The sequence below is a fragment of the Leucobacter sp. UT-8R-CII-1-4 genome (assembly GCF_030010235.1).
Lineage (GTDB): Bacteria > Actinomycetota > Actinomycetes > Actinomycetales > Microbacteriaceae > Leucobacter.
In genome coordinates, this window is sequence record NZ_JASCRS010000003.1 from 389,535 (window position 1) to 412,935 (window position 23,401).

Consider the following 23,401-nt stretch of genomic DNA (forward strand, 5'->3'; position numbering starts at 1 on the left):
GTGGGACTTGAACAGACAGTTGCCGATGGGCAACTGCTCATTGCCTCGCTGATCGCGCTCGCCGCAGGCCTCGTCTCGTTCCTTTCCCCCTGTGTTCTGCCGTTGATCCCTGGCTACCTTGCCTATGTTTCCGGCATCGCCGACTCAAACGCTTCATCGGCGGCAAACCCTGCTGATGCAAAGCTCAAGGACCGTCGCCGGATGGTGCTCGGTTCGCTGCTCTTCGTGCTCGGATTCACGCTTGTCTTTTTGCTGCTCAACATCTTGATGGGCACTGTCGGGCTTTGGCTCTGGGACTGGCAAGACTTGATAGTGCGAATCATGGGTGTGCTGCTGATCTTGATGGGCCTAGTTTTTATGGGCGCATTCAGCAAGATGCAGGGCACCACCCGATTGAACCTCAAGCCAAAGATTGGCCTCGCTGGGGCTCCTTTGCTGGGCATCGTCTTCGCAATCGGTTGGGCACCATGTATGGGGCCAACCCTCGGCGTCGTCATGTCGCTATCGTTGCAATCGGGCTCGCTCGCTCGTGCTTCGGTGCTCGCAATCGCGTATTGCATCGGTCTCGGACTGCCCTTTGTGCTTGCAGCGTTCGGCTTCGGCTGGATGACTGAAACGATGTCCTTCTTTAAGCGGCACATTCGTGTCGTCAACCTGATCGGCGGAGGCCTGCTGATCCTCATCGGTCTCTTGATGGTGACCGGAATCTGGAGCCAGATTATGTTTTCTTTGCAGGCGGTGATGGACGACTTTGGCACGATCCTCTGACCCCCGTGGCACCGCACGTACCGGTCGTCCAGAAGATTATGACGACGGCACAAGCGGCGCATCTGCATCGATAGGCGACGCAAGCGACAACAAAGTCATCTCGCCTGAACTTGGTATTCGCGGTTACCTGCGCTGGTTCTGGCGTCAGCTGACAAGCATGCGTGTTGCACTGATTCTGCTGCTGTTGCTCGCCGTGGCAACCATTCCAGGTTCGCTCGTGCCGCAGCGTGCAGCCGACCCGAACGGTGTGGTGCAGTACCAGCAGGACCACCCCGATCTGTTCAAGGTGCTTGACGCCTTCCCGATCCAGGCGTTTGACGTCTATTCGTCGGTGTGGTTCTCAGCGATCTATCTGCTGCTTTTTATCTCACTTATCGGTTGTGTACTGCCGCGTATTGCGCACCACTGGAAGGCGCTTCGCGGTACTCCACCGCGCACCCCGGCTCGTTTGCAGCGTATGGCCGGCTACGCGGAGCAGCGCATTTCAAACCCGCAAGCGACGCCAGAAGAGCGCCAGGAGTTTTCTGAGCGGGCGATCCTCGAAGCAGAAAAACTGCTGCGCGGACAGCACTACCGTGTTGAGATTCAGCGCGCGAAGTCTTCAAAGCGCTCCCCGAGCGCGGGTGCTGAGGAGATCTCGGTTTCGGCGGAGCGAGGCTACCTGCGCGAAACCGGCAACTTGCTCTTCCACATCGCACTCGTTGGTGTTTTGGTGAGCGTTGCGATCGGCGGCATGTTCAGCTTCAACGGTCAGCGTGTGCTGGTTGAGGGCGAGTCGTTTGTGAACCAGCTGATTGATTACGACTCAGCCAATTCGGGCACTTACTTCAGCCCAACCGAGCTTGAGCCCTTCACTATGAAGCTCAACGACTTTGAGGTCGACTACATCACCGATGAAGACGGCAATGATGTCGCAGTCGGTCAGGTGAGCGAGTACCGTGCAAACGTTACGCTGACCACTCCCGACGGCCAGCAGAATGACGATGTTATTCGTGTGAACCACCCGCTGCGAGTGCACGGCTCACCTGTCTACTTGCTCGCCAACGGCTATGCGCCAACCGTGACGATTCGAAATGCTGAGGGCGAGGTGGTCTACAGCGAGTCGATGCCGTTCATTCCGCAAGAAGACCTGAACTTGACCTCGCTTGGCGTGCTCAAGGTGCCTTACGGTATTTCTCGTAGTGGTGAGCCAACTCAGGTTGGTTTGCGAGGCTTCTTCTACCCGACTCAAGCAAAGCTTGACACCGGTGCTTACACCTCGATCTACCCTGACCTGAAGAACCCGGTGCTCACCCTCGACGTGTTTGTGGGTGATCTCGGAATTGATTCTGGTATCGCGCAGTCGGTTTACAAGCTTGATACTGACAACATGGAGCAGCTCACGGGTCGCGCCGTTGATAAGAAGTCACTTGAGCTTGATCTTGGCGAAACGCTGGATCTTCCAGACAACATGGGAACTATCTCGTTCGAGAATGCGCCACGCTATGCCGCATTCGATGTGATGTACAACCCAGCCCAGATGTGGATCCTGATTTCGGCCCTCGCCGCTGTGCTCGGTTTGCTTTCTTCGCTTTTCGTGCCACGTCGACGTATGTGGGTTAAAGCTGTGCAGAGTGAAGACGGCGTAGTGCTGCAGTATGCGGCATTGGCTCGCGGCGATGATCCAGCGCTTGAGCGCGCTGTTGAGGTGTTGCGTGAGCAGCATCGCGAACGTCTCTAACACCCTTCCTTAATATAGGGATGCAAAAAATCCCCCTCCGGCAGATGCCGAAGGGGGATTTTTGTTGGGTCAGGGTGCGGCTACTTCGCGTCTGCCGCGGCTGACGCTTTCTGTGAGAAGTAGACCGGAATGAGCGAGAGCACGATGATGATGGTTGCCACCACGTTCACTTGGTTCGCTTCGTTCGGGCGGGCCATCTGGTTCATGATCCAGAGCGGCAGCGTCTCAACCCCGGGAGGGGCGGTGAAGATCGTCACAACGACCTCGTCGAAGCTGAGCGCGAAAGCCAAGAGGCCACCCGCGATAAATGCGCTGCGGAACTGAGGGAAGGTCACCATCCGGAAAGTCTGGCCGATGCTTGCGCCAAGATCCATCGAAGCTTCTTCGAGGTTTGGGTTCATGCGGCGCAGGCGAGCGATGACGTTGTTGAACACCATCACGACACAGAATGTTGCGTGCGCGATAATCATGCCGGCATAACCGACTTTGATGCCGATGGGGTCGAGCACCGAGTAGAAGGTATTTGAGAGCGCGACACCGGTGACGATGCCGGGCAGGGTGATCGGCAGAATGATCAGCAGGTTCACTACCTCGCGACCAAAGAACTTAAAGCGCTGCAATGCGAATGAAGCGAGAGTGCCAAGAATCAACGCGATCACAGTGGCGCATGCGGCCACCACAACCGAGTTGATTACCGCGGCGTGCACCGCTGGGTTGGTCAACGCCTTCTCCCACCATTCGAGTGAGAAGTTCATTACCGGCCAGCCGGCAACGCGGTTCGCGTTGAACGAGTTCATTACGATCACAACGAGTGGAACGTAGGTGCTGATGATGACGAGGGCGGCAATCACCGAGAGGGTGATCTTCGCGCCGCGGCCGAGTCGAAGCATGTTGGTCTCCTTGCCTAGATTTCGGCTAGATGTTCTCGAGGGCGCCGGTGCGACGCACTGCTGTCAGGTACACAAGTACGAGCACAATTGGCACCACAGAGAACGCCGCGGCAACTGGCGGGTTCAGGTTGATGTTTTGCGCAATGATCGTGCCGATCATCTGGGTCGAGCCGCCAACAAACTTTGCTGCGATGTAATCACCGAGGCTGAGCGAGAAGGTGAAGATCGAGCCGGCGATGAGGGCGGGCTTCAGCAGCGGCACAACCACCGAAGTGATGGTGCGAATGCCGCGGGCGCCGAGGTCTGAAGACGCATCAAAAAGGTTGGCGGGAATCTGCGAAACCGCGGTGTACACCGGGATGGCCATATAGGGGAACCACAGGTAGACGAGGGCGACGATCGTGACGAACACGCCGTAGCCGGGGCCCTCAATGCCGAAGGGGGCAAAGAGCCAGTTCAAAAACCCCTCCTGGCTGAAAACAATACGAACCGAGAGAATCTTGACGAGGTAGCCGGCCCAGAGAGGCAGCGTGACAGCAACGGCGAGCACCGAGCGTAGCCACGGGCTTGCCATCTTTGCCATAAAGATTGCGAGCGGTACCGAGAACACGGCGCAGATTACGGTGACAGCTGCGGCAATACCGAGGGTGCGGCCTGCAGTTGCGAGGTAAGCCGGAACAGTGAAAATACTTGCGAAGTTGTCGAGGGTAAACCCGGGCTTCACTTTCGAAGTGAAGGGATCGGTGACCCAGAAGGCCGTAACCAAGAGCAGCGCGAGCGAAAGAATGTAGACGCCAACGAGCCAGATCATGGGAAGGCTGAGCAGTGCTGCCAGGCGACCCTTTGGGTGCCGGTGCAGTGCCGAAGAGATCGGCTTGGGCCGAGTCGTGAATGAGAGCTGAGAAGCCACGGCTTTCCTCAATCTTGGAAGAAACGTACGTTGGTGAATCCGCGCACTCAGCGATGAGCGCTGCGGCGAAAATCGGGAGTGTTGGCTCGGTGATCCTCGTCTGAAATGACCGGGATCACCGAGCCAGAGGGGTTATCCCTTAACGGTGAGCCAGGCGTCGGTCCACTGTTGGAAGTTGGTGCACTTTACGTCGGTGCGACCATCGATGCACTGCTCGATTGGGGTGGTCCAGAACCAGACCTTCGAGAAGTACTCTTCATCGGTAGCGTTGAAGAGCTCGCAGTGCGCGGCAGCTTCGTCGCTGGTGTCGCAGAACGCGCCGTTGGCTGGAGCCATGCCGAAGTTCATTGCGATTGCACCGTTCACATCTGGCGCACTGGTGTAGTCCATCCATGCGTATGCACAGTTAGGGTTTGCGCTCTTGGCGCTGAGCATCCAAGCGTCAGACCAGCCGGTTGAGCCCTCCTTTGGCAGGGTGCCCTGCAGATTTGGGTTCTCGCTGAGCTTGCGCAGTACTTCCCACGAGGTGCCGACGACAACGTCGCCGCCGTTGAACGCGGTGATCTGCTTCACTGGATCGGCCCAGTAGTCACCGATGATCTTGTTCTGCTGCTTGAGCAGGTCAACTGCAGCTGCGAGCTGCTTTTCATCGAGCGCGTATGGGTTCGTGATGCCGAGCTCAGGCTTGTGTTCCATCAGGTAGATCGCTGCGTCAGCAATGTAGATTGGCGCATCGTAACCAATGATCTTGCCGGCGTAGGGTGAGTCCTTCTCCCAGACGACATCCCAGCTGTCAGGGGTCTCGGTGACAACTTGATCGTTGTACTGCAGAATGTTGGCGCCGCGGCCGATTGGCACACCGTATGACTTGCCGTTCAGTGTGTCGTAAATCTGACCCTTCATGCCGGGCACGATGTCGTCACCGAAGTTCGGAATGAGTTCGGAGTTCAGTGGCTGAACATCGCCGCCAACGATCAGACGGAGGCTTGCATCGCCAGATGCAGAGACCAGGTCGTAGTTGCCGGTACGCATGAGCTGCACCATTTCATCGCTGGTGCCAGCGACCTTGCGGTTGACGACGCAGCCGGTGTCGGCGGTGAACTTGTCGGCCCAAGCTGGCTCAACGAAGCCAGACCAAGCAACAATGTTCACCTCCTTCTCGAAGTCGCCGAGTTTTTCGATCATTGGGATGTCAGGAACATCGATCTTGAGCTCGCCGTTGCCGCCGCCAGTTTCTGCGCTTGCGCATCCGCTGAGGGCCAGCGCCAGTGCTGCCGCAATGGCTGCCGGAGCTGCCAGTATCTTCTTCATCTCTACTCCTTAGTAGCTGATGTGGGTGGTTTTTTATTACGTTGGATCGCGCTTGGTTTAGGCGGCGTCGCGCTTCTCGACTGTGCCGGAGCCGGGGATCGCCATCGCGTGGTCGGTCTGGAATCGCAAGCTGACGTTGTCGCCACGGCTGATGCTTGGCTCGGTGCGTGGGGTGTGAGAGTTTTGTGTCTCGACGATAAAACGCATGCCAGCGTCGGTGTCGACCAGGTAGCGGGTGTGCGCTCCGGCGTAGACAGTCTCGGCGATGGTGCCTGCGAGGGCGACCGAGCCGAGTTCTGCGGGAGCGCTAGCGTCTGCGAGCACGATGCGCTCGGGGCGCAGGCTGTGGCTGCGTGCGTCACCGAGCAGTCGCTGCGAGAGTTCGGCATCGATCAGGTTGGTGACTCCGAGGAAGCTGGCGACAAATTCGGTCTTTGGGAACTCGTAGACTTCGCGCGGGGCGCCGACCTGCTCGATTTTTCCGTCGTTGAAAACGGCGACGCGGTCGCTGAGCGTGAGTGCTTCTTCTTGGTCGTGGGTCACGAAGATGAATGTGATGCCGACCTCGCGTTGAATCTGCTTGAGTTCAATTTGCATCTGCTCGCGCAGTTGCTTGTCGAGGGCGCCGAGCGGCTCGTCGAGTAGCAGTACCTTCGGGCGCAGAATGAGTGCGCGGGCGAGCGCAATTCGCTGGCGCTGGCCGCCTGAAAGCTGTGATGGGCGACGGTCGGCGACGTGGCTGAGGCGTACCTGTTCAAGGGCTTCGCCAACGAGCTTCGCTCGGGTTGCTTTGTCCATCTTGCGCACGGTGAGGCCGTAGGCCACGTTTTCGGCGATGGTGAGGTGGGGAAAGAGTGCGTAGTCCTGGAAGACGGTGTTGACCTCGCGGTCGAAGGGCGCAGACTTTGTGACGTCGGTGCCGTGCAGCAGGATCTTGCCGGCGCTGGGCTCTTCGAAACCAGCGATCATGCGCAGCACGGTGGTCTTGCCGGATCCTGATGGGCCGAGCATCGAGAAGAATTCGCCAGCGCGAATATCCATATCGAGATCTTTCACTGCGGTGAGATCGCCGAAGTGCTTTGCGAGGCCTTGCAGTGAGACGGCCACGTCGGCGGTCTTCAGCAGGCTCGTGTGCTCTTCATGCAGGCGGCCGCGCGATTGGCCAAGGTCGAACCCCTGGTTTGGCGTGTCACTGTGCGTCATTGCTCGCTCCTCAAACGACATTGTCGGAATACTCAGAAACATTAACATAGGAAATTAGATGTTTTTAACTTACGCTGTTCTGAACAATCACAATTTGATTACGACAAAGTGAGAAAAATAGGTCCGCGTACAGAAAGAATCCATGTTGTGCCTGGCAGACTCGAGATATGCGTAACGCGGCCACGGAAGGAGCGGATATGAAATCCAGCTCACCCTCACCGGGTTCGAGCCGTTTGCGCACCGCTGCATTTGCACCCATCGGCGACGAGGGCCGGGCCGAGCTCGTCGAGACCAGACTCATGCAGGCCATCTCGGCCGGAGCTTTCATCGAAGGCGATCGACTGCCAAGCGAAAGCGAACTTTCGCAGCTTTTTGGCGTTGCAGTAGTCACCGTGCGCGAGGCACTTGGCACGCTGCGGCACCGCGGGCTGATCGACACCAAACGTGGTCGAGGCGGCGGCAGTTTTGTTCGATCGAGCCCGGGCGTGGTTGAAGAAGTCAACGCCAAAGCACTCATGGCAATGCCACGAGTGGCTCTCGCAGACCTCGGCGTGCTCTACGAGGTCATCGTTGCCGCCTGTGCCGAATACGCGTGCTTGCGCGCTACCCCCGACGAGCTTGACGTGGCTCAGCGTGTGCTCTCAGACGCGCGTGACCTGCCGGCTGGCGCGTGGCGTCGTCGAATTACCGATGTGCAGCTTGAACTCGCTGCACTCAGCCAGTCCGTGAGGCTGACATCTGAGCACGTGCGAGTGCAAACCGAATTTACCCCGCTGCTCGCACTCCAAGACATGCACACAGCCCAGCGGCACCTCACCCACGATTCACTGCTCGCACAGATCGAAGCGACTCGCGCAGGTGACGTTGCAAAGGCGCGCGAAGTCGTGCGCACAAGCATCCGTGGGTCGGTCCGTTGGCTCGGTGCACTTCGCCTCGAACTGCTCGAATCATCGGCATCGGGTGATCCTCGTGCAACACTTGAGAGGTATCGTGGCAAAGAACAGTCCACGAGCTTCACAGGGGAGGCTGCGTGAAAACGCAACAAAACGAACAGCGCGAAGCCTTAATCGCGCAGTTCGACGAGTTTGTCGACGGTGTATTCGCGCCGCTCGAATCATGGCTGCCACGGCTAAAGACCCAGCTTGGCGAGCGTCTCGCCGACGGAACCATGACCGGAGCACAGCTCTCGGCGCTAACCGAAAAAGATGCGCACGCGCTGCTTGAACAGACGGACCGCCCACTTTACGGCGCAGGATTCTGCGCGAGCGATGCCATCGTGACCGAGGGTAACCCGCTCGCTTGGTGGCAGGGGCCGGACCGTCAATTGCTCGCATCTTCGACCTTTGGGCCCGGTCAGGCCGCGATTGATCTTGAACGGCTTGAATGGTTCCGGCTGCCAGCCGAGACTCGGGAGCGACATATTGCTGGCCCCTTTGTCGACTATCTTTGCTCAAACGAAATCACGCTGACTGCTGCGATTCCGGTCGAAATTGATGACGCCTTTGTCGGGGTGCTTTGCGCAGACGTACTAGTCGCCTCGCTTGAGGCGCTGCTTCTGCCGATGCTCGCCGAGCTTGATGGTGCAGCGCTTGTGAACTCAAGCGGCCGAGTGGTGGTGTCGGCGCACCCGAACTACGAAACCGGCGACCGTTTCCTTGGTGAAGCAACGGTCACAAGATCGGCGCGGTACCCGTTCGCCTTGATGACTCCGCAAGAGTAGGGGCTAGGGTCTTTCGCCTGAGAACACAAGCGCATTTCGCTTGTTCTCAGCTAGCCTCAATCGGGTAGGTCTAGGCTAAGGAGCCGTGCTTCAGTCGCTCGAACAACTCGAACAGTATTCAACAATCGCGCTCTACTCGGCCATGGCCGTGTACTCGATTGCATTCGTCTTTTACGCGGTAGATCTGGCCAACCGCAGCGGCGATGGCGCCGCCGTTCGGCCTGAAATCGACGCAAAGGGCAAGACCGTCGTGCGCAGCCGCTCGCTGCGCATTGGTTTTGCGCTTACCGTGCTCGGCTTTGTGCTGCATCTTGCTGCAACACTCTTGCGCGGCATTGCCGCCGAGCGGGTGCCATTCGCCAACATGTACGAGTTCGCGCTGACCGCGACCACGGCCATTATTGCGATCTTCCTCTTCATGCAGTTCTTTGTCGATGTGCGCTTCCTTGGCGCGCTCGTTACAGGGCTCACTGTACTGTTCCTCGGTGTTTCGAAGGTGAACTTCTATCGCCCAATCGTGCCGCTGCCGCCAGCGCTCGATACCTACTGGCTGGTGATACACATTTTGGTCGCGGTACTCGCGGTCGGCTTCATGACACTCTCCTTCGGCCTCTCGGTGCTGCAATTGATGCAGACGAAGCGTGAGAACGCGGCGAAAGCCGGGCAGAATGCGCTCAGTTTCTTGCGGAGCTTCCCGAACGCTATTCGTCTTGAAGACCTCGCGTACCGTATGGCCATCATTGGCTTTGTGTTCTGGACCTTCACGCTGATCGCTGGCTCGATCTGGGCGGAGCGCGCTTGGAGTCGATACTGGGGCTGGGACACCAAGGAAGTCTGGACGCTTGTCATCTGGGTGCTCTACGCAGGCTTCATTCATGCGCGCGCGACCCGCGGTTGGCGCGGTACTCGATCGGCTTGGCTGTCGATCGTTGCCTACAGTGCTGTGATCTTCAACTTCACCATTGTGAATGTTTTCTTTAAGGGATTGCACGCTTACTCAGGGCTCTAAGGGCGTGTAGGGCTGAATGGGCCGAGCCTGTCGGCCTCGGCGCCATCGGCGCGCAACGCGTTGCGTTGCTTCGAGCGCCTGGGCGGGATTGCACGCTTACTCAGGGCTCAAAGTTGCTCAACGCCAAGGTAAGACCAGGGCGCAAGCAAAACTAAGCACGTTGAATCTAGGCCACCGGCTTCTCTGAATACGAGAACCGGTGGCCTATTTTTTTATTTCGGTACTTAGTGTTGCTATCTATCGGTACTCGGCGTTACTATATAGCGGTACTTAGTAGTGCTAGATATTCGTCGAAAGGGAGGTGACATGGCAAAGCAGAGCAAACAGATGACCGAAATGCTCAAGGGCACACTCGGCGGCATCGTTCTGGCGATCCTCGAATCAAAACCTGCTTACGGCTACGAGATCACTGCGAGACTGCGCGACAGCGGCTTTGAAGACATTGCAGAGGGCACCGTGTACGCGTTACTCGTGCGTATTGAGCAGCGCGGCCTGGTTGATGTTGACCGGGTGCCCTCAGAAAAGGGACCACCGCGAAAGGTCTACACATTGAACGAACAGGGCCGAGCCGAGCTCGCCGAGTTCTGGGAGACCTGGGACTTCTTGACAACACACATTCATACACTTCGTGGCTTGCGCTTCGGTGATTAGCCCAGAGAAAGAGAGCAAATCATGGCAGCAAAATGGATCGAGACGGTGATCGGACCGCTCGAGCAAAAGAAACAATACCGCGAAGCAAAGGCCCGCCTGCAGGCATTGCCAGCAAACTATCGCGCGGCAGCTGAAGCGACCAACCGTTACCTTATGTACTACGGCGGTGTGACCGACGGCGACACAACCGTGCAGATGTATCTCGGTCTAGTTGAGCTGTGGGAACAGGCAGCTGCAGACCAAGCCAGCATCGCGTCTATCGTTGGCGATGACCCCGTCGAATTTGCAGAGACCTTCGCCCAAGCGTACGGCGGCAAGCGGTGGATCGACAAAGAGCGTGCCCGCCTTGTTGAAGCGATTGAAACCGCATCTCGCGGAGGCCAAGGTGAGCGCGACTAAGCCCGAGGCTGTCCGGCTGCGCGGCATCCACAAATCATTTGGTGAGGTGCGGGTGCTGCGCGGGGTTGACCTTGATATCGAAAGCGGCAGTGTCTTCGCGCTGCTCGGTTCCAACGGGGCTGGGAAAACAACGCTCGTGCGAATTCTCGCCACGCTCACCCGAGCTGATTCCGGCGAAGCGACAGTGCTCGGACACGATGTAGTCGTCGACGCCGCGAGGGTGCGCCAGGCAATGAGCCTCACTGGGCAGTTCGCCGCGATTGACGACATGCTGAGTGGCCGCGAAAACCTGGTTTTAGTTGCGAAACTGAGGCACTGTGAAGCGCCGAGGCAGATCGCCGAAGAGTTGCTTGCCCGATTTTCCTTGACAGAAGCGGGGGATCGCCGAGCCGCGAGCTACTCGGGAGGTATGCGCCGACGACTCGATATTGCGATGAGTCTGATTGGCGATCCAGCGCTTGTGCTGCTTGATGAACCCAGCACGGGTCTTGACCCGCAAGCCCGACTTGAAGTTTGGCAAGCAGTGCGCGAACTGAGCGCCGGCGGTGTGACGGTCTTGCTCACCACGCAATACCTGGAAGAAGCTGAGCAGTTGGCCGATCAGATCGCTATTTTGCATGAGGGACAGATCATCGCAAACGGCACCCTGGCTTCGTTGAAAAAGCTACTGCCGCCGGCACGGGTTGAATACATCGAAAAGCAACCGAGCCTCGAAGAGATATTTCTTGCAGTTACGAGCGCCGACAAGACAGTGACAAGTGCGGCCTTCAACGCAACGGAAAGAGAACAGTCATGAGCGCTCACGCTGTGCACGACACGGTAACCCTCACCGGTCGCTCGCTGCGCCATATCTTGCGCAGTCCAGACACCATCATTACGACTGCAGTGATGCCCATTGCGATCATGCTGATGTTTGTGTTCGTATTTGGCGGCGCGATCCAGACCGATCAAAAAAGTGGTTCGTATGTTGATTATCTTTTGCCCGGTATTTTGCTGATCACTGTTGCCTCGGGCGTGAGCTACACCGCCCTACGGCTCTTCAACGACTTGCAGAGTGGCATCTTTGAAAGATTTCAATCAATGCCGATCGCCCGCTCGTCAATGCTCTGGGCACACGTGGTGACTTCTCTTGTTGCCAATCTCGTGTCGCTCGTAGTGGTTGTGCTCGTATCGTTGCTGCTTGGTTTTCGCAGCGCTGCGAGTTTCGGCGAATGGGCAGCCGTGTTTGGCATCTTGACGCTCTTTACGCTCGCGCTTACCTGGGTTGCGGTGATTCCCGGCATGCTCGCGAAGTCGCCGGATGGCGCAGGTGCCTTTGCGTACCCGTTGATCTTTTTGCCGTTCCTAAGCTCGGCATTTGTGCCGACCGAAACTATGCCTGTCGTGTTGCGTGCGTTTGCCGAGCACCAGCCGGTGACCTCAATCGTGAATACGATTCGGGCGCTTTTTGCGGGGCAGCCTGTCGGCCAAGAAATCTGGGTTGCGCTTGCTTGGTGCGTCGCAATTTTGATCGCAGCGCAGGTGATCTCATTGGTACTGTATCGACGCCGCACTCGCTAATGGGCTAGCCCAAACGCTCAACGAGCAAAAGCCGAGACCTGAGACCTGATGGTTAGGCGCTTTCGCCGGTGTCGCGGTCTGAGCTTTCACTACCTGAGTGGGCGTTGCTCGCGCGATCGTTGCGATCGTTCCGGGCTTCTTCGCGAGCGCAGCGTCGTGCCGGGCTGTGCTCACTCAGCTCGTTCGATGAAACGTTGAAGCGGTGCAGCAGCGTGTGCAGCTGCCCCAGTTCTTCGTCGCTCCACTCGTGAAAACGCAGTCGGTAGTCGTTCGAGGTTCGCGCGTGCATGCTGTCGAGCGCGGTCTGTGCTTCTTGGCTTGCAGTCAACAGAATGACGCGTCGATCCGTCTCTGCTTCGCGAGCGTCAACGAGTCCGAGCGCGCGAAGCTTGGTCACCTGACGGCTCACCATGGCTTTGTCCATGTCGAGAATCCCACCGAGCGCTGTGGCGGTGATGGGGCCTTGGCGAAGGATGGTTTGCAACAGCATCATGCCCGGTCCGCGCAGATCCGGGTGAATCTCTTCTGCGTAGCGGGTCCAGCGAGTTCTCGCAGATGCGAACAAATGCGAGAACTCGCCGATAATCTCGGCTACCACCTCATCGCGAGCGGGATGCGTCATGATTCAAGCCTACGGCCCAAAGCCGTGCGTTTAACGCTCATTCTCAGAAGTCGACTTCAGTACGGGCTCGTCAGTAATGCCTGTCGAACTGCTACCGGTTGTTTCGCCGACCACGGCGATTGGTCCGGTGCGCAGTGCTCGACGTGACGCTGCGCGTTCGGCGTTATTTTTTGTGCCGAGTGGAATGTTTGGCAAGAAGATCACCGCGATAATCGCGACGACAGCAACTGGCGCTACCGAGAGGAACACATCACCGATTGCGTGACCGTACGAGGCTTCGACTACCTCGCGTAGCGCCGGGTTGAGTTCTGCCACGCGTGGGATCGCCCCGCCCTTGAGCGCCTCTGCGCCAACGAGAGCCTCGGGGTTCGTTTCGGCGAGTGTATTCAGTCCGCCGGTCATGAGTTCGGTGACTCGGTGGCCGAGCACGGTTCCCATGACGGACATGCCCACGCTGCCGCCGAGTGTGCGGAAGAAGGTTACGCCGCTTGAGGCGACACCCATTTGGCTTGGCTCTACAGTGTTCTGCACTACCAGCACGAGGTTCTGCATGGTCATGCCTACGCCGCAACCCATAATGAACATCGAAACGCCGACGTACCAGAGCGAGGTGTCGTAGCGAATCTGTCCCATGAGTACGATGCCGACAAGCAGTGCGATGGATCCGCTGACCACAAAGGCTTTCCACTTGTTGTAGCGGCTGATCAGCTGGCCCACGATGGTGGATGAGCCGAGCACGCCGGCCATCATCGGCAGGGTGAGCAGGCTTGATTCGATCACGGTGCGACCACGAGCGATCTGCATATATTGACCGAGGTACACCATGGTGGCGAACATTGCGATACCCACTGCGATGCTGGCCACGACCGACATGGTGAAGGTGCGGTTTTTGAAGAGCGTGAGCGGAATCAGTGGTTCTTCGGCACGCAGTTCAACAAAGACCGCGATGATCAAGAGCAGTGTGCCTGCGCCAACCATGGTGTAGGTCTGCCAGGATGCCCACTCGAAGTCGCTGCCGACCAGGGTGATCCAAATGAGCAGGCTTGAGAAGCCTGCAGAGATGAGTACGGCACCGGCGTAGTCGAGTTTCACCTTGCGGCGCTCGGTGTTCAGGTGCAGCGTTGTCTGCAGCATGATGAGTGCGACGATTGCGAATGGTACGGCTACGTAGAAGTTCCAGCGCCAGCCAATGGTGTCAGTGAACAGGCCGCCGATGAGTGGGCCACCGACGGTTGCGACCGCCATGACGGCGCCCATGATGCCCATGTATTTGCCGCGTTCGAGCGGGCTGAGAATTTCGGCGAGCACGATCTGGCCGAGCACGCCGAGGCCGCCCACTCCGAGGCCCTGTACGACGCGGAACGAGATGAGCCAGGTGGCGTCATGTGCCATGCCGGCGAAGATGGTGCCGAGGGTGAAGATTATCAGCGAGAGCTGTAGCAGCACCTTTTTGTTGGTGAGGTCGGCAAGTTTGCCCCAGATTGGGGTCGAGATTGCCGATGCGAGGGTGGTCGCCATGATGACCCAGGTGAATGTTGCCTGTGTGCCACCAATATCTGCGATGATGCGCGGCATTGAGGTGCCGACAACGTTCATTGCGAGCATCGAGACGAAGGTGCTCATGAAAATACCGGCAAGCGCAAGGTTCTTTGTGCGTCCGGTAAGCACGAGGGGCGCTGCCCCTGTCTTTGGGCTCTGTGAAGTGGTGGGGGGTTTGGTCATTGGAAGGGTGTTACCTCTGATGTTTGAACGATACGAATCGGGATCGCCGAGCGCAAAATTAAGTTGACGAAAATCAACTATATGAGATTCGTTGACTTTCGTCAACTTGTTTTGTTCGTGGGGTTCGTCAATCTTTTCTAGGCCAAACTGTGGTGATCGACAGTGGGTGGCCAAGAGCCTAGAAGTGAACACGAGTTCTCAGCGAATACGGCAGAATAGAAGCATGGCTCTCGCAGACGGCTCAGGCATCATTCGTATCGGCGTGATCGGTGGTGGCCAGCTCGCACGAATGATGGTGCCGCCGGCAGTAAATCTAGGGCTGCGGATCAGTGTTCTCGCCGAGACCGAAGGATCGAGCGCCGATCGCGCCGCAGACCGGGTTGGCGACTATCGCGACCCAGAAACGGTGTACTCCTTCGCCGAAACCGTAGACGTAATCACCTTCGACCACGAGCACGTACCACCCGCCATTTTGCGTGAACTTGAAGCTCGCGGTGTGAGTGTGCATCCAAAGCCTGACGCTCTGCAATTCGCACAAGACAAAATCCTGATGCGCGAAAAACTCACCGAACTCGGTGTCCCCGTGCCAGCTTGGGCGGCAGTGGCGAATGAACTCGAACTGCAGAGCTTTATCGATTCGCACGGTGGCCGCGCCGTCGCAAAGACCGCGCGAGGCGGATACGACGGCAAGGGAGTGCGCGTGATTTCACGCGCCGACGAAGTACGCGACTGGTTCACCGCGCTCGCCGAAGACGGCAACGGCGGCCACTTGCTCGTTGAAGAGCTGGTCGACTTTGTGCGCGAACTCTCCCAGCTGGTCGCTCGCCGCCCAAGCGGAGAGGCGAAGGCTTGGCCAGTGGTTGAGACCATTCAGCGTGATGGCGTCTGCGCGGAGGTGCTCGCTCCGGCCCCGGTACAGCATCAGGCGACGCTTGAAGAGGCTGCGCGGATCGGCATGATCGTCGCCGAGGGCGTAGGTGTGACGGGCGTGCTCGCCGTCGAAATGTTTGAGACTGCCGACGGGCGAGTGCTGGTAAACGAGCTCGCTATGCGCCCGCACAACTCCGGCCATTTTTCAATCGAGGGATCAGTAACCAGCCAATTCGAGCAGCATCTGCGTGCTGTCGCTGATCTGCCGCTCGGCGATACCGCGATGACCGCGCCAGCCGCAGTGATGGTAAATGTGCTTGGCGGCCCCGCTGAAGGGCCGATGCCTGTGCGCTACGCTTCGGTGCTCGCCGCGCACCCATCGGCAAAGGTGCACAGTTACGACAAACTGCCCAGGCCCGGTCGCAAAGTCGGTCACGTCACGGTGACCGGTGCAGACCTTGAGACAGTTCGCGCTGAGGCGCGGGCTGCGGCCGACGCCTTCAACTAACTGCTGGCCTCCCGCCGAGATAGCATTGACTTCATGAACGAATCACCCCTCGTCGGCGTAATCATGGGTAGCGACAGCGACTTTTCTGTCATGAGCGATGCAGTGCAGGTGCTGCGCGAATTTGGTATCGCCCACGAGGTTGAGGTGGTGAGTGCGCACCGCACCCCAGAGAAGATGGTGAACTACGCGCGTGGCGCGGCAGCTCGCGGCCTCAAGGTGATCATCGCCGGTGCTGGCGGTGCGGCTCACCTGCCCGGCATGGTCGCCTCGATGACCACGCTGCCGGTGATCGGTGTGCCTGTTCCGCTTGCAAAGCTCGACGGTCTTGATTCACTGCTTTCGATTGTGCAGATGCCCGGCGGAATTCCGGTGGCAACCGTGAGCATCGGCGGCGCGAAGAACGCAGGGCTGCTCGCCGCGCGCGTGCTCGGATCCGCTGATCCTAACATTGCCGCTCGACTCGACGCCTACGCCAAAGATCTCGAAGAACAGGTCGAAGCCAAAAACAAGGCTCTGCAGCAGAAACTGGTCTAAACCGCACCCGCTCAGCGAACAGAGCGCCGGCTAACGAACGGAGCAGCCGCTCAACGTGCGGAACGCTGGCTAGCGAGCCTAGATGTTGGCGTGCAGTTCCCAGAGCTGCCAAGCGGTGATGTTCCAGCTGAAGGAGCGCTTGCGATCCTCAGCGAACATGCGCAGCCGCTGCGCTTCTTCGGCACCAGCCTCGGCGGTGAGGCGAGCGAGCGCTGCCGCAAAATCTTCTTCAGTCTCGGCCGCAAGCGAGGCGTCAAGGGCAATCTCAGCCACAGCATCGCAGTCGCTGTGCAGCACGGGCACATGCGCAGCGAGCGCACCGATAACTTCGTAGCCCGCGCCAATCACGCGCTGCGGCAGCACCATGAGCTCGGCGCCAGAAATGATGGCGCCCACCTCGTTCAGGTCTTCAATCTGCACCACGTGCACACGACCCTCAAGGGAAGGGCGCACGGGAGGCAGCGGCTGGGAGTCGAAATTCAGCACGACCAGATTCGGCAGTGCAGAATTCACCTCCATGGCGTTCAGTACCCACTCCAGGCGGCCGTTCGCGCCCGGTAGCGCAGTCGTGACTACGTAGCGCTCGGGTAGATTCAGTGCGCTTCTGGTCGCAGCCGAGTTCTCAGTGCCGAGGTATTCGCTCGGCGCGGCGAGGGGCAGTACCTGCACGTCAACACCGAGCAGATCGCGCAGCTCTTGGGCTACGGCGTGGGTCGGTGCGAGCAGCACATCAGCGAGCCGAGCGGCACGCTTCGCATAGGAGCGGAAAGCCTTGGGCTGGCTGCTACTGCCCATAAGCTCGGGTGCGCTCCAGGCAAGAGTGTGCGGAATATAGACCGAAGTCTGTGATCCATCGTCTTCGGTGCGCGAACGCAGCGGAAGCATTGGGGTGTTCGCGTGCACAAATTCGCCGTCGAGCGGGCGTGCAGTTGCGCCGGTGCGCCACAAAATGGGCAGAGAGCCGGTGTTCATCGGTACAGCCTCGATGCTGGCGCGTGCGGAACGCAACTTCGAAGTAATCGAGTCCCTCGCTACCAGCAGCCGTGAAGAGCAACCGCGAGGCGCTGTCTCTGCGAGGGCCTCAGTGAGCGACCGTGAAGCCGAGTACTGTGCGCGTGCTTCAAGGTCCGGAAACGGTTCTCCAATGAGGGTGAGTGTAGCCACGACCCTCCTTTGTTTGCGCGCGTATGACCTAGAGATTAGTTTACGCGTCTGAAATTGTCTTGACTGACGAAACGGTGAGAGTCGCAATCAGATTGCAATGATTGAACGATCTTTACGCGAGATGCGCGGGCTCTTCGGCGGGTTAACAGCTGGCATCAGGTGTGACCTTCTACGCTTAACCCCATGCGTGTCCTTCTTGCCGGTGGTGCCGGGTATATCGGTGCCCATACTGCCCTTGCGCTCATTGAGCACGGACACGAGGTGCTTGTCGTTGATGATTTTTCCAATAGTTGCATCGACTCGATTCAGCGCGTAGAAGCGCTCAGCGGTGCCACCGTCACGGTGATTGAAAACGATCTTTCAAATCTTGAGGCTTCGCGCGTCGCACTTGCCGGGCATGACTTCGACGCGGTTATTCATCTTGCCGGCCTGAAAGCCGTGGGCGAGTCAACTGAGCAGCCGATCCGCTACTATCGCACCAACATTGATTCCACGCTAAATCTGCTTGAAATCATGCGCGAGCGCGCGGTTACCAAGCTCGTCTTCAGTTCGAGCGCGACCGTGTACGGCACACCCGAGCTCCTGCCGCTTCGCGAAGACCACCCCGTAGGCAACAACATCACAAACCCCTACGGCTGGTCGAAGGCGATGAACGAGCAGATCATTCGTGATGTGCAGGCTGCCTGGCCAGAACTCGGCGCGGTACTGCTTCGCTACTTCAACCCGGTTGGGGCACATCCATCGGGTCAAATCGGTGAAGACCCAAGCGGCGTTCCGAGCAATCTCATGCCGTACGTCGCGCAGGTGGCTATCGGGCGCAGAGAGCGACTATCGGTGTTTGGCAATGACTACCCAACCGACGACGGCACCGGAGTGCGCGATTACATTCACGTGATGGACCTCGCCGAGGGCCATGTTGCCGCACTCGAACATCTGCGAGACGGCGTAACCGCGTACAACCTAGGTACCGGTCGCGGTTCAAGCGTGCTTGACCTCGTGAGCGCGTTTGAGCAGGCCGTTGGCATTGCGATTCCCTATGAAATTGTTGCTGCGCGTGCGGGCGATGTCGCCGAAGCCGTCGCAGACCCAAGCCTTGCCCACGCCGAACTTGGCTGGACAGCAACCCGGAGCCTGGCCGATGCCTGCCGGGACAGCTGGGCCTGGCAGTCGTCTAATCCGAACGGATACGGTGCATGACCCTCGATCTTGAACGGCCGATCCGTAACCCGGACACCGGCTCCGCTCCGCTGATGACAAAGCGCGCCCGCTGGCTGGTGCTGCTCGGCTTCGTGCTGCCCGGCAGTGCGCAATTGCTCGCAGGCAACCGCAAACTCGGTCGATTTGGTCTCGGCGCGACCGTGTTCATGCTGCTCTTTGGGGTGCTTGCCCTGTTGGGCATGAAGTTCGCGAACGAATTCACGCTCACCATGTTCACGAATTCACTCGTGCTTCTGGTGCTGCAAATCGTGATTGTCGCCTACGCGGTGCTTTGGCTTGTGCTCGGGTTTGACACACTGAGGCTCACCAAGATCGTCACAATCTCACCGCGTTGGCGTGCTCCAATCGCGGTGCTTTCAATTCTGCTGACCTTTGTGCCAGTGCTCGGCGCGGGCTGGGCTGCCGCGTCGGTGGGCTCCGCCCGAGGCGCAATCGGTGACATCTTTGGTGGCGGCGCGCCCGCGGTCGAACCCGTCGACGGGCGATACAACATTCTGTTGCTTGGCACTGACGCGGGTGTCGACCGCGAAGGCATGCGACCAGACAGCATCTCTCTGGTGAGTATCGACGCGAAAACCGGGCAGTCGGCCATTATCGGCCTGCCGCGCGAACTGATCGACATGCCTTTCCCCGAGACTTCGCCGATGTACAACGTCTACCCGGAGGGGTTCTGCGTCGAGCCAAACAACTACCAGCCAATGGAAGAGGGCGGTTACGACTGCTTCTCCACCGGCTACCTCAACGCGGTCTACACCGAGGTTGAAGTTTCAGGCTCACCCTCATATGAGGGTCTCTACCCGAACGCAGTGGCCGAGGGTTCTGAACCAGGTATCGAAGCGACAAAAGACGCTGTTGAGGGCGCTACCGGTCTTGTCGTGCAGTTTTACGTGCTGATCGACATGGACGGTTTTGCCACGCTGATCGATGCGCTCGGTGGCGTCGAGATTAATGTTCAGGAGCAGGTGCCAGTCGGTGGTCGTGAAGACGAAGACACGGGCGAGTGGGTCGACGTTGCCTGGTACATCGAACCCGGATTGCAGACGCTGAACGGTGAGAACGCTCAGTGGTACGCCCGTTCAAGGCACGGCTCCGATCGTGGCGACTACGCGCGCATGGATCGTCAGCGTGAATTGCAGGCGGCGATCCTCGCGCAGATGAACCCTTCAAATGTGCTGATGCGCTTCCAGGAGATCGCAAAGGCTGGCGTCAACTTGGTAGCCACCGATATTCCTGAGTCGATGCTCGGGCGCTTCGTGCCGCTCGCGGGCAAAGCGAAAAACTTTGATCCTGTGATGGTGCAGCTCACGCCACCAAACGTTGACCCGGAGGATCCCGACTATGCAACGATCCGCCAGTTGGTAGCGGACGGCATCGCAGCAGCCTCCCCGGTTGTTGAAGAGAGCGAGTAGGGGCTTAGGGCTTTCCGCTGAGCCCGCGGTTGCCGTCGCGCCAGCCGCGAATGGCTTCGCCGATGCCGCTGGGTTTGCCGCGGCGCAGGCGGCCGAGGCTTTCGCGAGCAACCCGGCGAATCACTGCTGCCCGATTTTTTGCGCGCGGGATCCCCGATTTGCGCGCAAAAAGCACCATGTTGCGAATACCCAAGTACATGGGGTGAGCGCCTGGCTGCTGGTATGAGATTTCGTCTGGAACGATCAGGCTCTCAAAGCCATGCTGCGAGAGTCGCCAGCCTGTGTCGACGTCTTCGAAGTAGAGGAAATACTCTTCAGCGATCCAGTCGATTGCTTCAAGAGCGGCCGCCGTGTACATGGCAATCGCGCCATCAACCCAGGCGACCGGGTATGGTTTCGCAGCGCGGGGCTCGTTGAGGTGTGAAGCGCGCCCGCCAGCGGTCACCAGGCCGCCGGCAGAGAACACCCGCTCGCGGTTGTCTGCAAAGCGCAGCAGAGGCGCGGCGCAGCCAGCTGTTGGAGCGCCCTGTTTGAGGGTGTCGAGCAGGCGCTCGGCAAGACCAGGCCCGAAAACAGCATCGTGCGTGAGCACGAGCAGCGCGTCGTGTCCCAGGCGATCCCGCGCGACATTGACCGCTGCGCCGTAGCCTGGATTCTCTGGTAGAGACACCAGCTCGGTGCGGTCAGCGAGCGGCATTTCAGTGAGGTCTGCTGCGCTGAGGGTGCCTCCGTTGTCGGCAATCAGCACCTTGCGTGGCGGGAGCGACTGGCCATCAAGCTGGCGAAGCACCTCGCGCACCAAATCGTGGTTGCGGTAGGCGATGACGAGACTGACGTATCCCTGATCCGCTGCCTCGGTGTCGGAGTCGGCGCTGCTTTCGGCGCTGCTGTCGATGCCGTTGTCGGTGTCGCTGATGGGAAACTCCTGACCCGTCTAAACTAGATAAATGGCCGCTGCACACCCCACCGATAACCCGACGCCGCAGCATCGGGAACGGTCGGTGCTCAGTCTGACGAAGTATATCCCGTACCCCTCAGTGCCTCACGCCGGCGGCCAGTACGTTCTGGCGCATGATCGGGCACTGCGCGGGGTGGCAAACGTCACCAATCTCGCGCCAAACATTCCGCTGAACCGCGAGGCTCTTCCGCTTGTTGCCGATGGGCCGCCAGCCGCTCTGCTCGATGGAGCACCACTTGACGGAATGGCGCTTAAACTTTGGCGACTGGAATCAGTGCTCGCGGGCAGCTCGATTTATTGGCCGGTTCGACGGCTATTTGCGGGGGATCGCGCACCCTGGAAGCAGTTCGCTGAGGCTGACGCAATCGAATTTCAATGGTCTGAGATGATCGCGCTTGCGCCCGCAGTGCGCCGTCGTCTGCCGAACATTCCGCTGATCGGTATTGGGCATGACATTGTGACTCAGCGGCTCGACCGACAGGCTGCTGGTGCGGGCTCGGCGCTGCGCAGGGCGCTCTTGCGTTTTGCTGCTGCCCGCAGCCGCAAGCGCGAAGCTGCGTCGTTTGCAGCACTCGACCTGCTGATCGTGCTGAGTGAAAAAGACGCTGATCTGGCGCGCTCGCTTGCTCCGGCGCTGCGGGTGGAGGTTGTGCCGCCAGGACTGAGCCCGAACGATCCGCTGCCCCGAGCACCTCATGCTGACGAGCCCATTGTGCTTTTTACTGGCGCTATGAACCGTCCAGAGAACTCCGATGCGGCGATCTGGTTTATCGATGAGATTTGGCCGCGGGTGCACGAAGCTGTGCCGAAGGCCCGTTTTGTGATTGCGGGCGCAAAACCCAGCGATACTCTCGCTGCGAAGGTTGCTAGTTCACCTCGCGCGAGCCTCACCGGTTTCGTCGATTCACTTGAGCCCTACTATGCCGAGGCGAGCGTGTTTGTGGCGCCGCTACGCTCTGGAGCTGGTGTGAAATTCAAGACGATTGATGCAATGCTGCGCGGTGTACCCACGGTGGCGACAAGCGTTGGCGCAGAAGGTATCGACGCCCCGGAACTGTTTGCGGGGCTCAGCGATCAATCGGCTGAGCTTGCGGACGCAGTCATTGCGTCGTTGAAGTCACCCGATGAGGAGCTCACGCGCAAAGCGCAGGAGTGGGCTGAGAGCGTCTACGGGGTAGACGCGTTCGAACAGAGAATCAGAGAGCTGTACGCAGATGTCATCGACACCAAGTGAGTTTGCAGATGCCCTTACGGCCGGCCATCATCGTGATCGTGTGGTCGCGGTATTCTCTGCTTTTCGGCCAGAGCCAGCTCTAGTTGCGCACTGCGCGGTAATCGCGCCCCAGGTGGCGAGGGTGATCGTCGTCGACGACGGTAGTGGCGAGAGCGCTGAGGATGTGCTTGTTCAGCTAGAGGCAGCCGGGGTGCTGGTGCTTCGACAACCGCAAAACCTTGGTATTGCTTCGGCGATGAACCGCGGCATCGACGCGGCGATCGCTGACGATGCCGAACTCTTGATCACTTTTGATCAGGATTCAAACGTGCCAACCGGATTCGTCGACACTCTCGTTGACGAATACGACCGAGCTGTTGCTGCCGAACTACGGGTAGGCATGGTCGCGCCTGAATTCTTTTCTGCGACCTCACAGGCCCGCACGGCGCCCAGCGTCGCAGTGCTCAGCGAGGGCACCGGATTTCTGGAGTCGTATGCCCCAATTCAGTCTGGCCTGCTGATGCCGTCGGCTGTGCTGCGCGAGCTCGGGCCGCAGCGCGACGACTACTTTATTGACCTGGTTGATACCGAGTACTACCTGCGCGCACGTAAAGCTGGCTACGTTGCGATCTGCGCGCCAGGTCTGGTGCTGCCGCACGGCTTCGGTCATCGCCTGTATGTGCACTTCTTCGGCAAAAGGCTCACGAAGTCTGACGGTCGACCACGCATGGTCGCGGTATCGAGTCCGTTCCGGTACTACTATCGTGCGCGTAATCGCGTGGTAATGAACCGCGAATACCGCGACGATTTGGCTGTGCGGGCGCTACTGCGACGTGACGGTGTGCGCGACGTGGTGCTCGACTACGGGGTTGCGGTGTGGAGTGCCCGAGGCAAGCTTGCGCTTTGCTCATTGATTTTTGCAGGCTGGGCCGATGGGTTGCGAGGGCGCCTGGGCAAAATGTCGCCGAAGCTAATGCGAAAGGCCGCGAGGATCAGCTGGCGCCACCCGGTGCCAAACGCTGAAGGCTAGCAGCATTGGCTG

At 59.1% G+C, this 23,401-nt stretch carries 23 protein-coding genes; 15 read left to right on the top strand and 8 right to left on the bottom strand.

Annotation, left to right across the window (positions count from 1 at the left end):
- Both QBL02_RS09170 and QBL02_RS09175 read left to right on the top strand, forming a co-directional pair.
- Entirely contained in the window at positions 1 to 768 is a 768-nt protein-coding gene (locus QBL02_RS09170; RefSeq protein WP_282726117.1) for a cytochrome c biogenesis protein CcdA, read from the top strand.
- Complete coding sequence (locus QBL02_RS09175) at positions 752 to 2,488, top strand: cytochrome c biogenesis protein ResB (RefSeq protein ID WP_282726118.1); 1,737 nt, start codon at positions 752 to 754, stop codon at positions 2,486 to 2,488. Before QBL02_RS09170 ends, QBL02_RS09175 begins: the two co-directional genes overlap by 17 nt.
- A gap of 80 nt (positions 2,489 to 2,568) precedes the next feature.
- Here QBL02_RS09175 and QBL02_RS09180 read toward each other — a convergent pair whose 3' ends face one another.
- The 4 genes from QBL02_RS09180 to QBL02_RS09195 all read right to left on the bottom strand — a co-directional run bounded on the left by QBL02_RS09180 (position 2,569) and on the right by QBL02_RS09195 (position 6,802).
- Complete coding sequence (locus QBL02_RS09180; protein ID WP_282726119.1) at positions 2,569 to 3,378, bottom strand: ABC transporter permease; 810 nt, start codon at positions 3,376 to 3,378, stop codon at positions 2,569 to 2,571.
- 25 nt (positions 3,379 to 3,403) lie between these two features.
- Positions 3,404 to 4,288 (bottom strand): ABC transporter permease, encoded by an 885-nt coding sequence (locus QBL02_RS09185; RefSeq protein WP_282726120.1) that lies wholly within the window; start codon positions 4,286 to 4,288, stop codon positions 3,404 to 3,406.
- A gap of 132 nt (positions 4,289 to 4,420) precedes the next feature.
- Positions 4,421 to 5,599 carry an extracellular solute-binding protein gene (locus tag QBL02_RS09190; RefSeq protein WP_282726121.1) on the bottom strand — a complete coding sequence of 393 codons (1,179 nt, stop codon included), beginning with the start codon at positions 5,597 to 5,599 and terminating at the stop codon, positions 4,421 to 4,423.
- 57 nt (positions 5,600 to 5,656) lie between these two features.
- Positions 5,657 to 6,802 carry an ABC transporter ATP-binding protein gene (locus QBL02_RS09195; protein WP_282726122.1) on the bottom strand — a complete coding sequence of 382 codons (1,146 nt, stop codon included), beginning with the start codon at positions 6,800 to 6,802 and terminating at the stop codon, positions 5,657 to 5,659.
- A gap of 197 nt (positions 6,803 to 6,999) precedes the next feature.
- Here QBL02_RS09195 and QBL02_RS09200 point away from each other — a divergent pair, with 197 nt between their 5' ends.
- The 7 genes from QBL02_RS09200 (at position 7,000) to QBL02_RS09230 (ending at position 12,141) form a co-directional block, all read left to right on the top strand.
- Positions 7,000 to 7,836 carry a GntR family transcriptional regulator gene (locus QBL02_RS09200; RefSeq protein ID WP_282726123.1) on the top strand — a complete coding sequence of 279 codons (837 nt, stop codon included), beginning with the start codon at positions 7,000 to 7,002 and terminating at the stop codon, positions 7,834 to 7,836.
- Positions 7,833 to 8,522, top strand: coding sequence for a cache domain-containing protein (locus tag QBL02_RS09205; RefSeq protein ID WP_282726124.1), 690 nt, complete (start codon positions 7,833 to 7,835; stop codon positions 8,520 to 8,522). The genes QBL02_RS09200 and QBL02_RS09205 overlap by 4 nt, the downstream gene beginning before the upstream one ends.
- Positions 8,523 to 8,664: 142 nt before the next feature.
- Positions 8,665 to 9,531, top strand: coding sequence for a c-type cytochrome biogenesis protein CcsB (gene ccsB, locus QBL02_RS09210; protein WP_282726216.1), 867 nt, complete (start codon positions 8,665 to 8,667; stop codon positions 9,529 to 9,531).
- A gap of 306 nt (positions 9,532 to 9,837) precedes the next feature.
- Entirely contained in the window at positions 9,838 to 10,182 is a 345-nt protein-coding gene (locus QBL02_RS09215; RefSeq protein ID WP_282726125.1) for a PadR family transcriptional regulator, read from the top strand.
- Positions 10,183 to 10,203: 21 nt separating this feature from the next.
- Positions 10,204 to 10,581, top strand: a complete 378-nt coding sequence (locus tag QBL02_RS09220; RefSeq protein ID WP_282726126.1) for a DUF1048 domain-containing protein — start codon at positions 10,204 to 10,206, stop codon at positions 10,579 to 10,581.
- Positions 10,568 to 11,377: an ABC transporter ATP-binding protein gene (locus QBL02_RS09225; RefSeq protein ID WP_282726127.1), complete on the top strand. Its 810-nt coding sequence runs from the start codon at positions 10,568 to 10,570 to the stop codon at positions 11,375 to 11,377. Before QBL02_RS09220 ends, QBL02_RS09225 begins: the two co-directional genes overlap by 14 nt.
- Positions 11,374 to 12,141 (top strand): ABC transporter permease, encoded by a 768-nt coding sequence (locus QBL02_RS09230; protein ID WP_282726128.1) that lies wholly within the window; start codon positions 11,374 to 11,376, stop codon positions 12,139 to 12,141. The genes QBL02_RS09225 and QBL02_RS09230 overlap by 4 nt, the downstream gene beginning before the upstream one ends.
- 52 nt (positions 12,142 to 12,193) lie before the next feature.
- On the opposite strand, the gene QBL02_RS09235 is transcribed toward QBL02_RS09230, so the two are convergent.
- Both QBL02_RS09235 and QBL02_RS09240 read right to left on the bottom strand, forming a co-directional pair.
- Positions 12,194 to 12,763 carry a MarR family transcriptional regulator gene (locus tag QBL02_RS09235; protein ID WP_282726129.1) on the bottom strand — a complete coding sequence of 190 codons (570 nt, stop codon included), beginning with the start codon at positions 12,761 to 12,763 and terminating at the stop codon, positions 12,194 to 12,196.
- Between the two features lie 30 nt (positions 12,764 to 12,793).
- Positions 12,794 to 14,485 carry a DHA2 family efflux MFS transporter permease subunit gene (locus tag QBL02_RS09240; protein ID WP_282726130.1) on the bottom strand — a complete coding sequence of 564 codons (1,692 nt, stop codon included), beginning with the start codon at positions 14,483 to 14,485 and terminating at the stop codon, positions 12,794 to 12,796.
- A gap of 223 nt (positions 14,486 to 14,708) precedes the next feature.
- On the opposite strand from QBL02_RS09240, the gene QBL02_RS09245 reads away from it, so the two are divergent.
- Positions 14,709 to 15,863 (top strand): 5-(carboxyamino)imidazole ribonucleotide synthase, encoded by a 1,155-nt coding sequence (locus QBL02_RS09245; RefSeq protein ID WP_282726131.1) that lies wholly within the window; start codon positions 14,709 to 14,711, stop codon positions 15,861 to 15,863.
- Between the two features lie 33 nt (positions 15,864 to 15,896).
- Positions 15,897 to 16,397 carry a 5-(carboxyamino)imidazole ribonucleotide mutase gene (gene purE, locus QBL02_RS09250; protein ID WP_282726132.1) on the top strand — a complete coding sequence of 167 codons (501 nt, stop codon included), beginning with the start codon at positions 15,897 to 15,899 and terminating at the stop codon, positions 16,395 to 16,397.
- 78 nt (positions 16,398 to 16,475) lie between these two features.
- Here the strand turns inward: purE and QBL02_RS09255 are convergent, their stop codons facing one another.
- Positions 16,476 to 17,561: a mannosyltransferase gene (locus QBL02_RS09255; RefSeq protein WP_282726133.1), complete on the bottom strand. Its 1,086-nt coding sequence runs from the start codon at positions 17,559 to 17,561 to the stop codon at positions 16,476 to 16,478.
- Positions 17,562 to 17,744: 183 nt separating this feature from the next.
- Here QBL02_RS09255 and galE point away from each other — a divergent pair, with 183 nt between their 5' ends.
- Positions 17,745 to 18,758: a UDP-glucose 4-epimerase GalE gene (gene galE / locus QBL02_RS09260; RefSeq protein WP_282726134.1), complete on the top strand. Its 1,014-nt coding sequence runs from the start codon at positions 17,745 to 17,747 to the stop codon at positions 18,756 to 18,758.
- On the top strand, positions 18,755 to 20,188 hold the full coding sequence (locus QBL02_RS09265; protein WP_282726135.1) for an LCP family protein: 1,434 nt from the start codon (positions 18,755 to 18,757) through the stop codon (positions 20,186 to 20,188). The genes galE and QBL02_RS09265 overlap by 4 nt, the downstream gene beginning before the upstream one ends.
- A gap of 4 nt (positions 20,189 to 20,192) precedes the next feature.
- On the opposite strand, the gene QBL02_RS09270 is transcribed toward QBL02_RS09265, so the two are convergent.
- Entirely contained in the window at positions 20,193 to 21,104 is a 912-nt protein-coding gene (locus tag QBL02_RS09270; protein WP_349238641.1) for a glycosyltransferase family 2 protein, read from the bottom strand.
- A 31-nt stretch (positions 21,105 to 21,135) separates the two neighbouring features.
- Here QBL02_RS09270 and QBL02_RS09275 point away from each other — a divergent pair, with 31 nt between their 5' ends.
- Complete coding sequence (locus tag QBL02_RS09275; protein ID WP_282726136.1) at positions 21,136 to 22,380, top strand: glycosyltransferase; 1,245 nt, start codon at positions 21,136 to 21,138, stop codon at positions 22,378 to 22,380.
- The gene (locus QBL02_RS09280; RefSeq protein ID WP_282726137.1) at positions 22,361 to 23,389 is read left to right on the top strand and encodes a glycosyltransferase; all 1,029 of its coding nucleotides are present in this window, start codon (positions 22,361 to 22,363) and stop codon (positions 23,387 to 23,389) included. The genes QBL02_RS09275 and QBL02_RS09280 overlap by 20 nt, the downstream gene beginning before the upstream one ends.
- Positions 23,390 to 23,401: the final 12 nt, after the last annotated feature.